This is a genomic window from Erwinia sp. CGal63 (assembly GCF_037026505.1).
Taxonomy (GTDB): Bacteria; Pseudomonadota; Gammaproteobacteria; order Enterobacterales; family Enterobacteriaceae; genus Erwinia.
The window spans coordinates 538846-550452 of the sequence record NZ_JAKUMN010000002.1; the positions used below are offsets into that span (position 1 = coordinate 538846).

Here is an 11607-nt window from a genome sequence, read left to right on the forward strand (position 1 = left end):
TAGCTCAGCTGGATAGAGTACTCGGCTACGAACCGAGCGGTCGGAGGTTCGAATCCTCCCGGATGCACCATTTTCTGAAGATATTGCAGCAAGTTCCTGACTGGTAAGTTGTAAAAGGCTGACAGCCTGTACCAGGGAGGATAACATCGCTTTAGCGATGGCCCGAAGGGTGAGGCCACAGGCCGAATCATCCTCCCGGATGCACCATTTTCTGAAGATATTGCAGTAAATTCTGAACTGGCCTTGCGCAATCCTCAGAATTTCAGGCAGCACCCTTAGCTTTTCCCGATGCATCCGTAGCTCAGCTGGATAGAGTACTCGGCTACGAACCGAGCGGTCGGAGGTTCGAATCCTCCCGGATGCACCATTTTCTGAAGATATTGCAGCAAGTTCCTGACTGGTAAGTTGTAAAAGGCTGACAGCCTGTACCAGGGAGGATAACATCGCTTTAGCGATGGCCCGAAGGGTGAGGCCACAGGCCGAATCATCCTCCCCGATGCACCATCTTTTACAAAGATGACAGCAATTTCCGAACTGACATGTTGTAGAAGGCTTACAGCCTGTTCCAGGAAGAGTACCCTCGCTTTAGCCACGGCCCGAAAGATAAGGCGCAAGCCGAATCATCACCCTCGAATATATTCTGCACTCTTCTGTTATTGTTTCCCTGAAGTCCTCAATCGTTAAGCCTGTATCAGCCGCTATTGCTTCTCCAAAGCCCTCAATCGTTAATTACCTGTATCAGCCGTTTCTGGCCTCGTTTGCCTTATCTCTCTGTTCTTGCGCTGACAATTAAATAATTCCTTCTGCCATCCGTGGGCGTACCGTTGCATTTTTGTGCTTTTTTGCCTGCCGCCGCACCATTTTTTAACAAGGATATAATCTGATAATAAAAAACCCTATACGTTTCAAGGCATTTGCGGATCCATGCCAACAGCGACAATCAGGGTGCTTTGCGCTAAAGTAAACGTTCGTTGATTCAGGGACGGAGGCTTGCGTGTACGACAGTTATGACGGCTTGATATTTGATATGGACGGCACGATTCTGGATACAGAGCCTACGCATCGTAGGGCCTGGCGTACCGTTCTGGCGCGTTATGATATGCGTTTCGATGAGCATTCGCTGATTGGGCTGAACGGCTCGCCGACGTGGCGAATTGCACAAGCGATCCTGAACAATCATGGCAGCAGCCTCGATCCGCATCAGCTGGCCGCGGAAAAAACCGCCGCGTTGAAAGAGATTCTTTTCGACACTGTTCAGCCGCTGCCGCTGGTCGACGTAGTGAAAGCTTATCGTGGCAAACGGCCGATGGCCGTTGGAACCGGCAGCGAACACGCAATGGCCGAAGCACTGCTGCAGCATTTAGGACTGCGTGACTATTTTGATGCGGTTGTCGGCGCTGATGACGTCACGCGCCACAAGCCGGAACCGGAAACGTTTTTACGCTGCGCTGAACTTATCGGCGTTGCGCCCGAGCGCTGCGTGGTGTTTGAAGATGCCGACTTTGGCATTCAGGCAGCACAGGCGGCGGGCATGGCTTACGTCGACGTCAGGATACTGTGAGCGACTGGCTCTACGGCTCGATATTTGTCAGCAGTTTTCTGAGCGCCACGCTCCTGCCGGGCAACTCGGAAGTCCTGTTGATAACGCTGCTGATGTCGGGCAAGGTTTCCGCCATCGGCGTAACGGCGATGGCGGCGCTGGGCAATACGCTTGGCGGACTGACTAACGTTATTATCGGACGCTGTCTGCCGCTAAAACAGCAGGGGCGATGGCATAACACAGCAACGGCGTGGCTGCACCGATGGGGGCCTGCCGCGTTACTCCTTAGCTGGTTGCCGGTTATCGGCGACCTGCTTTGCGTTCTGGCGGGCTGGCTCCGCTTCGCCTGGCTTCCGGTTGCCCTTTGGCTCGCCGTGGGCAAGACGTTGCGCTATAGCGTGCTGGCTTTCGCAACATTACAGGGCATGGAATGGTGGCAGTGATGCGCCAAGCGTCGCTATCATGATTAATATTATGCTGAACAATAATAAATTTTTCCCCAAGCGGGAGGTCAATTTGATCCCGGACGTATCACAGGCGCTTTCCTGGCTGGAAGCTCACCCTGAGGCAATGAAAGGTATTGGTCGCGGCATTGAACGCGAAACGCTGCGTGTGAAACCTGATGGCCATTTGGCCACCAGCGGACACCCGAAATCGCTGGGTTCAGCCTTGACCCACAAATGGATTACCACCGATTTTGCCGAAACGCTGCTGGAATTTATTACGCCAGTCGATCAGGACATCGATCATCTGCTGGCATTTCTGCGCGATATCCATCGTCATGTCTCGCGCGATCTCGGCGCAGAGCGGATGTGGCCAATGAGTATGCCCTGCCTGATTGACGACAGCGATAAAATCGAACTGGCGCAGTACGGCAGCTCCAATATTGGACGAATGAAAACGCTCTACCGTCAGGGCCTGAAAAATCGCTACGGCGCGCTGATGCAGGTTATCTCCGGCGTGCACTACAACTTTTCTCTGCCGCTCTCTTTCTGGCAGGCCTGGGCTGGCGTAGAAGATGAACAGAGCGGTAAAGAGGCGATTTCAGAAGGCTATCTGCGCCTGATCCGTAACTACTATCGCTTTGGCTGGATCATTCCTTATCTGTTCGGCGCTTCGCCGGCGGTCTGCTCCTCTTTCCTGCAGGGTAAAGAAACCGCGCTGCCCTTTGAACGCACGGAGAACGGGCTGCTTTATCTGCCTTACGCCACTTCGCTGCGCCTGAGCGACCTGGGCTATACCAACAAATCGCAAAGCGGTTTGGGTATTACCTTCAATAATCTTCCTGACTATGTCAAAGCGCTGAAGGCGGCGATTAAAACGCCTTCGGAAGAGTATGCGCGCATGGGCGTGAAGGATGAGCGGGGCAACTGGCTGCAGCTCAATACCAACGTCTTGCAGATTGAAAACGAGCTTTATGCGCCGATCCGCCCTAAACGCGTCACGCGCTCTGGCGAGAATCCTTCCGATGCGCTGCTGCGCGGCGGCATTGAATACATTGAAGTGCGTTCGCTGGATATCAACCCGTTCTCGCCGGTCGGCGTCGATGAAAATCAGGTACGCTTCCTCGATCTGTTCCTGATCTGGTGTACGCTGGCCGACGCGCCGGAAATGAGCAGCGACGAGCTGCTTTGCACGCGCGCCAACTGGAACCGGGTAATACTGGAAGGGCGCAAGCCGGGTCTGATGTTGGGTATCGGTTGTGAAACAGCGCAGTTCCCACTGGCGGAAGTCGGCAAAACGCTGTTCAACGATTTACAGCGCGTGGCCGAAACGTTGGATCGCCAGCAGGGCGAAAACCACTATCAGGCCGTGTGCGATCGGCTGGCCGCCTCGTTTGAAGATCCTGATTTGACCTACTCGGCGCGCTTCCTGACGGCACTGAAAGAAAATGGTCTGGCGGGTACTGGCCTGGCGCTGGCGGAGCAGTATCACGCGCAGCTGGCGAACGAACAGCTGGAGATCCTGACGGAAAGCGGTTTTGAGCAGGAGGCTATCCGTTCAAACGTTAGCCAGCAGGAAATTGAAGAAAGTGATACGCTTAGCTTTGAAGAGTTTCTGCAAAGCCGAAGCTAGCGCAAAAGAAAAAGGCCACATCAATGTGGCCAAATTAACATCTCTGTTGTCAGGGATGATGATAACAAAATGCGCGTCTTTCATAGATTCAGACCACGGGACGACAGAGAAAGTTTCATCATTGCGAAAATAATTTTATCAGAGGTAACCATATGCCATTGCTGGACAGCTTTACCGTCGACCACACCATCATGGCGGCGCCTGCGGTTCGCGTAGCGAAAACCATGAAGACGCCGCACGGCGATACCATCACCGTTTTCGATCTGCGCTTCTGCCGGCCAAATAAAGAAGTGATGCCGGAGCGCGGTATCCACACGCTGGAGCACCTGTTTGCCGGCTTTATGCGTAACCATCTGAACGGCGATGGCGTGGAAATTATCGATATTTCGCCAATGGGCTGCCGTACCGGTTTCTATATGAGCCTGATTGGTACGCCGGACGAGCAGCGCGTGGCTAAAGCCTGGAAGGAGGCGATGCAGGACGTGCTGAAAGTCACCGACCAGCGCACGATCCCCGAGCTGAACGAATATCAGTGCGGCACTTATGAAATGCACTCTCTGGATGAAGCGCAGGATATCGCGCGACACATCATCGAGCACGACATCGGCGTGAACCATAACGACGAGCTGGCGCTGCCGAAAGAGAAGCTGCAGGAACTGCACATCTAGTCAGCCAACCGGGTTTCTTCTGTAGAAACCCGGTTTTGTTTTACTGGCGTAAAGCCGTCAGGAACCCACCGACTCCTGCAGCGATTTCTGCGGCGTAACGCGAACCTGCTTAATCATGTTTTCCTGCACGTCGAGGATATCTATCGCGTAGTGACCGATATGCACGGTCGTATCCGGTAGCGGAATATCTTCCAGCGCTTCCAGAATCATACCGTTAACCGTTCTCGCTTCTTCCTCCGGCAGCTGCCAGTTAAAGGCTTTGTTCAGCTCGCGCACGTTAGCGCTGCCTTCAATCAGCACGGAACCGTCGTTCTGCGGCATCACTTCTTCTGCCAGCGTCGGCGACATCGAGGTGGTGAAATCGCCCACTATCTCTTCAAGGATATCTTCGATAGTGATCAGGCCTTTGATATCGCCATACTCGTCCACGACCAGACCCACTTTCTTTTTATTGCGCTGGAATTTAACCAGCTGCACGTTAAGCGGCGTTCCTTCCGGCACGTAGTAAATCTCGTCTGCCGCGCGCAGCATCACCTCTTTGGTGAACTCTTTTTTCTCCGTCATCAGGCGGTACGCTTCCCGCACACGCAGCATACTGATGGTGTCGTCCAGTGAATCGCGATAGAGCACGATGCGGCCGTGCGGTGAATGGGTCAGCTGGCGGACAATCGACTTCCAGTCGTCGTTGATGTTGATACCGACAATCTCATTGCGCGGCACCATGATGTCGTCGACGTTAACCTTCTCTAAATCCAGCACGGAAAGCAGCATATCCTGATTACGGTGCGACATCAGGGAGCGCGATTCATAAACGATGGTGCGCAGCTCCTCTTTGCTGAGCGCGGAGTTGGCGGCGCTGTCGGTTTTCATGCCAACCATGCGCATCAGAATGCGGGTAATGGTGTTCAGCAGCCAGACCAGCGGCAGCATCACGATCTGCAAAGGGCCAAGCAGCCAGCTGCTGGGGAACGCGACTTTTTCAGGATAGAGCGCGGCCACGGTTTTCGGCAGCACTTCGGCAAACACCAGTACCACAAAGGTCAAAATACCGGTGGCGATCGCCACACCCTCGTCGCCGTGCAGGCGCATCCCCACGATGGTCGCCAGCGCGGAGGCCAGAATATTCACCAGGTTGTTGCCGATCAGCACCAGGCTGAGCAGGCGATCGGGCCGGCGCAGCAGTTTTTCTACACGACGGGCGGCGCGGTCGCCGTTTTTCGCCTGATGGCGCAGCTTGTAGCGGTTAAGCGTCATCATGCCGGTTTCGGAGCCGGCGAACCACGCCGACACCAGCACCATAACGACCAGAATAATAATCAGCGTGGTGGTTGAAACTTGTTCCAACGAGGGAGTTCCTTGTAGTGGAGGATCAGGAGGTCAAAACGTGCTGCAGCATACGGCTGCCAAAATAGGCCATGGTCAGCAGAAACGCGCCGCCGCAGTTGAACCAGGCCACGCGACGTCCGCGCCAGCCTTCATGATAGTGACCCCAGAGTAAAACGATATAGACAAACCAGGCGAGAATCGACAGCACGGCCTTATCGACGTTCTCGCGGCTGAAAAGATCGTGCATATAGAACAGGCCGGTGCAGAGCACCAGCGTCAGCAGTACTACGCCAACCTGCGTGATATGAAACATCTTGCGCTCTATGGTCATCAGCGGCGGGATATCCTTGCTGAAGGCCAATTTCTTGTTCTTCAGCAGCCAGTCTATCCACGCCAGCTGCAGCGCATAGAGCGCCGCAATCATCAGCGTAGCATAGGCGAACAGCGCCAGCCCGATATGCACCATCATGCCCGGCGTGGTTTCCAGGTGGGTAATAAAAGCGTTCGGCACGAAGGTAGCGAACGCCAGGTTGATCAGCGCGAAGCTGTAGACCACGGGTAGCAAGATCCAACCGCGGTTGCGCGAGGCCACGATGGTCATAATGGCGCAGATCAGCAGGCTGACCAGCGAGCCGATATTCAACAGGCTCAGGTTCTGGCCGCTCTCCACCGGAAAGATACGCTGTTCCAGCGCCACGCCATGACAGATCAGCGCCACCACGGCGGAGACGACGGCCATACGTCGCCACGCGCTCTGCTTGCGCAGCAGGCTGGGGATAATCAGGGCAAGGCTGAAAGAGTAGGCGAGCAGCGCCAGAATCGCAAAAACAGACATAGGTGGTACCGGCAAGGCTATGAAAAAAAGCAGTATAGCGCCAGCAGCCGCTGGCTCCAAACGATCTCAACTCGGATGGCTGAGATCGCAGCGGCTTCATGTTATAATCCGCGCCATTGTGTCGCCTGGCGACCTCTCATTACGTTGAGCGAGAGACGATGTTTGATAATTTAACCGACCGATTGTCGCAAACCCTGCGCAATATCAGTGGCCGTGGACGGCTGACAGAAGACAACATTAAGGACACCCTGCGCGAAGTGCGCATGGCGCTGCTTGAGGCGGACGTTGCGCTGCCGGTAGTGCGTGACTTTATCGGCCGCGTCAAAGAGCGCGCCGTGGGTCACGACGTCAACAAGAGCCTGACGCCGGGTCAGGAGTTCGTGAAGATCGTGCAGAATGAGCTGGTCGCCGCGATGGGCGCCGAAAACAACACGCTCAATCTGGCCGCTCAGCCGCCAGCCGTAGTGCTGATGGCGGGTCTGCAGGGCGCGGGTAAAACCACCAGCGTCGGCAAGCTGGGTAAATTCCTGCGCGAAAAGCACAAGAAAAAAGTGCTGGTGGTTTCCGCCGACGTTTATCGCCCGGCGGCGATCAAACAGCTGGAAACCCTGGCGGAGCAGGTCGGCGTCGATTTCTGCCCGTCCGATCTGAGCCAGAAGCCGGTCGACATCGTGAAAAACGCGCTGCAGCAGGCAAAGCTGAAGTTTTACGATGTGCTGCTGGTGGATACCGCTGGTCGTCTGCATGTCGACGAAGCGATGATGGACGAAATCAAGCAGGTTCACGCCGCGATTAATCCGGTAGAAACGCTGTTTGTGGTCGACGCCATGACCGGTCAGGATGCGGCGAACACGGCGAAGGCGTTTAACGAAGCGCTGCCGCTGACCGGCGTTGTCCTGACTAAAGTCGATGGCGATGCGCGTGGCGGTGCTGCGCTCTCTATCCGCCATATCACCGGCAAGCCGATTAAATTTATGGGCGTCGGCGAAAAAACCGAGGCGCTGGAGCCGTTCTATCCGGATCGTATCGCTTCCCGCATTCTGGGCATGGGCGACGTGCTGTCGCTGATCGAAGATATCGAAAGCAAAGTCGACCGCGCGCAGGCAGAGAAACTCGCCAGCAAGCTGAAAAAAGGCGACGGTTTCGATCTCAACGACTTCCTGGAGCAGCTTAAGCAGATGCGCAATATGGGCGGCATGGCGAGCCTGATGGGCAAACTGCCGGGCATGGGCCAGCTGCCGGACAACGTTAAGTCACAGATGGACGACAAGGTGCTGGTGCGCATGGAAGCGATGATCAACTCCATGACGCGCAAAGAGCGCGAGAAGCCAGAGATTATCAAAGGTTCCCGTAAGCGTCGTATCGCTACGGGTTCCGGTATGCAGGTGCAGGACGTCAACCGTCTGTTAAAACAGTTTGACGATATGCAGCGCATGATGAAAAAGATGAAGAAGGGCGGCATGGCGAAGATGATGCGCGGCATGAAAGGTATGATGCCGCCGGGCTTCCCGGGTCGTTAAGCGGGTCCGAAAAGCGCTCGGGCGAATTAGATTGCTTTTTGCGCCAAAATGAGTAAAATTTTCGGGCTTTTTATATTGCACCCGGGCCCCGTTCCCTCAATGGGGCCCGGTTGTTTTATTAACTTAAGAGGATGTTATGGTAACAATTCGTTTGGCACGTCACGGCGCTAAAAAGCGTCCGTTTTATCAGGTAGTTGTCACTGACAGCCGCAATGCACGTAACGGTCGCTTCATCGAGCGCGTTGGTTTCTTCAACCCGATCGCATCTGGTCAGGCTGAAGCGCTGCGTCTGGATCTGGACCGCATTGAGCACTGGGTTGGCCAGGGCGCTACTCTCTCTGATCGCGTTGGCGCGCTGATCAAAGAAGCTAAGAAAGCAGCTTAATCTGTCACGGTGGTCAACATGAGCAAGCAACACACCGCCCAGCCGCCCGCTAACCCGTTAATTCTGGGGAAGATGGGATCGGCCTACGGTATCCGTGGTTGGCTCAAAGTGTTTTCCTCCACCGAAGATGCTGAAAGCATTTTTGACTACCAACCCTGGTTTATCCAGCGGGCGGGTCAATGGCAGCTTATCGAGCTGGAAGGCTGGAAGCGCCACAATCAGGACATGATCATCAAGGTCAAAGGCGTTGACGATCGTGATGCGGCCACGCTACTCACCAATTGCGAAATTGTGGTAGACGCGACGCAGCTGCCTCCTCTGGAAAGCGGCGACTATTACTGGAAAGACCTGATGGGCTGCCAGGTAGTCACCACCGAAGGATATGAGCTGGGCAAAGTCATCGATATGATGGAAACCGGTTCAAACGACGTGCTCGTCGTGAAGGCAAACCTGAAGGATGCGTTTGGTGCGAAGGAGCGGCTGATTCCGTTCCTTGATGGACAGGTTATCAAGAATGTCGATCTCACTACCGGCACCATTAAAGTAGATTGGGATCCTGGTTTTTGAGCTCCGGACAAGACGGTAACACTCCGGCGCACTCGATGTGGATAGGCATAATCAGCCTGTTCCCGGAGATGTTTAGCGCGATTACCGAATACGGAGTAACTGGCCGGGCAGTAAAAAATGGCCTGCTCAGCATTCAGAGCTGGAGTCCTCGCGACTTCGCTCACGACCGGCACCGTACCGTGGACGATCGTCCTTACGGCGGCGGACCGGGAATGCTAATGATGGTTCAGCCCTTACGGGATGCCATCCACGCAGCAAAAGCGGCGGCAGGAGAAGGCGCTAAGGTGATTTATCTTTCACCTCAGGGTCGCAAACTCGATCAAAACGGGGTTTGCGAGCTGGCGACCAGCGAGAAGTTAATTCTGGTGTGTGGTCGCTATGAAGGGATTGATGAGCGCGTTATCCAGACTGAAATCGATGAAGAGTGGTCGATTGGGGATTACGTACTCAGCGGTGGGGAACTGCCGGCAATGACGCTGATTGATTCGGTCGCCCGGTTTATACCTGGCGTACTGGGCAAGCAGGCGTCAGCCGAGGAAGATTCGTTTTCCGACGGTTTGCTGGATTGTCCGCACTACACCCGACCTGAAGTGTTGGAAGGGATGGAGGTTCCGCCGGTTCTGCTGTCGGGCAACCATGCCGAAATTCGCCGCTGGCGTCTGAAACAGTCGCTGGGCCGTACCTGGCTAAGAAGACCTGAACTTCTGGAAAACCTGGCTCTGACTGAAGAGCAAGCAAAGTTGCTGAAGGAGTTCCAAAAGGACTTCAGACAGCAGCATAACGATGATGGGCAATCCGGGCTTTAGCCGCGGCGCCTGAATATCAGTTTACCCAGGATAAGAGATTTAATTATGAGCAACATTATCAAGCAAATCGAACAAGAGCAGATGAAACAGGACGTACCTTCATTCCGTCCGGGCGATTCCGTGGAAGTGAAAGTATGGGTTGTTGAAGGCTCCAAGAAGCGTCTGCAGGCATTCGAGGGCGTGGTTATCGCTATTCGTAACCGCGGTCTGCACTCTGCATTCACCGTTCGTAAAATTTCTAACGGCGAAGGTGTTGAGCGTGTCTTCCAGACTCACTCACCTGTAATCGACAGCATCGCTGTTAAACGCCGTGGTGCCGTACGTAAGGCCAAACTGTACTACCTGCGTGAGCGTACCGGTAAGTCTGCACGTATCAAAGAACGTCTGGGCGCTAAAGCAGCATCCTAAGTTAATACCAAATAAAGGGCCGGTCGTAAGACTGGCCCTTTTTTTATGCGCGCTACGCGGCATCTTCTTTTTAGAGCAGCCTGACACAGGGCAATCCAGCTCTAGCTGCGCTCGCGATAGCAGCTTTCTGACAATTTTATCTTTGCGCGGCTTCCTTTATTAATGCCGCCACCAGCGGCGAAATTTCATTACGCAGCGAAGCTCGCTCCGACTGAAACAGCGTAGCGACAAAAAATCTGTGCTCCGGCAACTCTATTCCTCGCACGTCGCCTTCACTATCCCACGCGCTGATACGCAGTGGATAATCGGCCAGTTCAGCAACGAAATCGGGGTTTACGCCAAAATTGCAATGATAGCCCTCATGCGTGCTGAGCCTGCCATAGGCCTTTGCCATCGCCGAATCGCCAGCGATAACAATATCGCCGGTTTGTTCCACCAGCGAGCAGCTCAACGGCGCGATAACCATTCGGCCTGTGCTGTCGGTTTCAGCATGAGCGGCATCGTGCCAGCCCATTACGTGGCGTGCATACTCAATCAGCGCATACTGAAAGCCGCCGCAGGAGCCGAGAAACGGCACGTTATTTTCGCGCGCGTAAGTGATAGCCATAAACGCGCCATCATCGTTTTTATAAGGGCTGCCGGGAACGACCCAGATGGCGTCGAAGCTTTGCAGAGTAGCGGGCGAGGTAAGGGTTTCGGTAGGCAGCCATTCGGCGGTGACGGGAAGGTTGAGCGAATCGGCCGCCAGCCGAACAGCGCCGGGAATAGCCTGGTGAGCGACGGCTTCAGGACGGTAATCACCTACAAGGGCAAGACGGAGAGCACGCATTTTTATTTCCGGATGAGAGAAAAGAGCATGCTATAAGTTGAGCGGCATCCTGACAATCAGGATACCGTGTTTTCGGAAAAGGGACTTAAAGAGAGCCAATTCCTTTTGGCTCCATTTTGATCAGGCAGCTCGCCACAGCGTGGCTGAATCCGATCCGCCTGGCGCCCACTCAGCAACCCAGGCGGTATGCGTTTGTAGGCAGATCCATCGTTTGTTTTGCCAGACAACTTCTTCTCCGGCGGCATAGGTTTCATTAAGCGCCCATTCACGTATGCCGGCTGACGCCAGGGTAGCTACCGACAGCATATTGCTCTTCGGCGACATTCTGCCCTCCACATCGTAGGCCACCGCAAAGTAGCTGTAGCGGGTATCGGCCTTCAGGCCGGTATCGCTGTAAGTCAGCTGCGACGCCGGCACGCTGGCGATCACGCTGGTAACGCCGCCGTTCTCGCTGCGGAAGATGCTGTAGGACTCCAGCGTACCGCTTGTTACGGCGGCATCCCAGGCGAGGCTGATGCTGCTGGCGGTGACGGCGGTGCTGCGCAGGTTGCCCGGCGCGGTAACCGGAAGCGCGCTGGTATTCACTGCAAGCGTATTGCTCTTCGGCGACATTCTGCCTTCGTTATCGTAGGCCACCGCGAAGTAGA

13 protein-coding genes and 1 tRNA gene are annotated in these 11607 nt (G+C 54.9%); 10 read left to right on the forward strand and 4 right to left on the reverse strand.

The window, feature by feature from the left end:
- The first annotated feature begins 290 nt into the window (after positions 1 to 290).
- The 5 genes from MKZ79_RS11150 (at position 291) to luxS (ending at position 4284) form a co-directional block, all read left to right on the forward strand.
- A tRNA-Arg gene (locus MKZ79_RS11150) sits at positions 291 to 367 on the forward strand.
- 627 nt (positions 368 to 994) lie between these two features.
- Positions 995 to 1561: a fructose-1-phosphate/6-phosphogluconate phosphatase gene (yqaB, locus tag MKZ79_RS11155; RefSeq protein ID WP_336142117.1), complete on the forward strand. Its 567-nt coding sequence runs from the start codon at positions 995 to 997 to the stop codon at positions 1559 to 1561.
- Positions 1558 to 1983, forward strand: a complete 426-nt coding sequence (locus MKZ79_RS11160; RefSeq protein ID WP_336142119.1) for a YqaA family protein — start codon at positions 1558 to 1560, stop codon at positions 1981 to 1983. The genes yqaB and MKZ79_RS11160 overlap by 4 nt, the downstream gene beginning before the upstream one ends.
- Positions 1984 to 2014: 31 nt before the next feature.
- Positions 2015 to 3616: a glutamate--cysteine ligase gene (gene gshA, locus MKZ79_RS11165; protein ID WP_336142120.1), complete on the forward strand. Its 1602-nt coding sequence runs from the start codon at positions 2015 to 2017 to the stop codon at positions 3614 to 3616.
- A 152-nt stretch (positions 3617 to 3768) separates the two neighbouring features.
- Entirely contained in the window at positions 3769 to 4284 is a 516-nt protein-coding gene (luxS, locus tag MKZ79_RS11170) for an S-ribosylhomocysteine lyase (protein WP_336142121.1), read from the forward strand.
- Between the two features lie 57 nt (positions 4285 to 4341).
- On the opposite strand, the gene MKZ79_RS11175 is transcribed toward luxS, so the two are convergent.
- Positions 4342 to 5628: an HlyC/CorC family transporter gene (locus MKZ79_RS11175; RefSeq protein ID WP_336142122.1), complete on the reverse strand. Its 1287-nt coding sequence runs from the start codon at positions 5626 to 5628 to the stop codon at positions 4342 to 4344.
- 25 nt (positions 5629 to 5653) lie between these two features.
- Complete coding sequence (locus MKZ79_RS11180; RefSeq protein ID WP_336142124.1) at positions 5654 to 6445, reverse strand: cytochrome C assembly family protein; 792 nt, start codon at positions 6443 to 6445, stop codon at positions 5654 to 5656.
- A 158-nt stretch (positions 6446 to 6603) separates the two neighbouring features.
- On the opposite strand from MKZ79_RS11180, the gene ffh reads away from it, so the two are divergent.
- From ffh to rplS, 5 genes are all read left to right on the forward strand, one after another.
- Positions 6604 to 7965, forward strand: coding sequence for a signal recognition particle protein (ffh, locus tag MKZ79_RS11185; RefSeq protein WP_336142125.1), 1362 nt, complete (start codon positions 6604 to 6606; stop codon positions 7963 to 7965).
- Positions 7966 to 8101: 136 nt separating this feature from the next.
- Positions 8102 to 8350: a 30S ribosomal protein S16 gene (gene rpsP, locus MKZ79_RS11190; protein WP_124234201.1), complete on the forward strand. Its 249-nt coding sequence runs from the start codon at positions 8102 to 8104 to the stop codon at positions 8348 to 8350.
- An 18-nt stretch (positions 8351 to 8368) separates the two neighbouring features.
- Positions 8369 to 8917: a ribosome maturation factor RimM gene (rimM, locus tag MKZ79_RS11195; RefSeq protein ID WP_336142126.1), complete on the forward strand. Its 549-nt coding sequence runs from the start codon at positions 8369 to 8371 to the stop codon at positions 8915 to 8917.
- The gene (gene trmD / locus MKZ79_RS11200) at positions 8914 to 9723 is read left to right on the forward strand and encodes a tRNA (guanosine(37)-N1)-methyltransferase TrmD (protein WP_336142128.1); all 810 of its coding nucleotides are present in this window, start codon (positions 8914 to 8916) and stop codon (positions 9721 to 9723) included. Before rimM ends, trmD begins: the two co-directional genes overlap by 4 nt.
- A 45-nt stretch (positions 9724 to 9768) precedes the next feature.
- A complete protein-coding gene (gene rplS / locus MKZ79_RS11205; protein ID WP_024965502.1) occupies positions 9769 to 10131 on the forward strand; it encodes a 50S ribosomal protein L19 in 363 nt (120 codons plus the stop codon).
- A gap of 136 nt (positions 10132 to 10267) precedes the next feature.
- Here rplS and MKZ79_RS11210 read toward each other — a convergent pair whose 3' ends face one another.
- Together MKZ79_RS11210 and MKZ79_RS11215 are read right to left on the reverse strand one after the other, a co-directional pair.
- Positions 10268 to 10960 (reverse strand): CTP synthase C-terminal region-related (seleno)protein, encoded by a 693-nt coding sequence (locus tag MKZ79_RS11210; protein ID WP_336142132.1) that lies wholly within the window; start codon positions 10958 to 10960, stop codon positions 10268 to 10270.
- A gap of 120 nt (positions 10961 to 11080) precedes the next feature.
- Positions 11081 to 11607, reverse strand: a 527-nt coding sequence (locus tag MKZ79_RS11215; RefSeq protein WP_336142135.1) for a carbohydrate-binding protein, incomplete at its 5' end; no start/stop codon positions are given.

Coding starts and splice junctions, on each gene's coding strand:
- gshA (WP_336142120.1), top strand. CDS start 2,015: ATGCTGAACAATAATAAATTTTTCCCCAAGCGGGAGGTCAATTTGATC.
- luxS (WP_336142121.1), top strand. CDS start 3,769: ATGCCATTGCTGGACAGCTTTACCGTCGACCACACCATCATGGCGGCG.
- MKZ79_RS11180 (WP_336142124.1), bottom strand. CDS start 6,445: ATGTCTGTTTTTGCGATTCTGGCGCTGCTCGCCTACTCTTTCAGCCTT.
- ffh (WP_336142125.1), top strand. CDS start 6,604: ATGTTTGATAATTTAACCGACCGATTGTCGCAAACCCTGCGCAATATC.
- rpsP (WP_124234201.1), top strand. CDS start 8,102: ATGGTAACAATTCGTTTGGCACGTCACGGCGCTAAAAAGCGTCCGTTT.
- rimM (WP_336142126.1), top strand. CDS start 8,369: ATGAGCAAGCAACACACCGCCCAGCCGCCCGCTAACCCGTTAATTCTG.
- rplS (WP_024965502.1), top strand. CDS start 9,769: ATGAGCAACATTATCAAGCAAATCGAACAAGAGCAGATGAAACAGGAC.
- MKZ79_RS11210 (WP_336142132.1), bottom strand. CDS start 10,960: ATGCGTGCTCTCCGTCTTGCCCTTGTAGGTGATTACCGTCCTGAAGCC.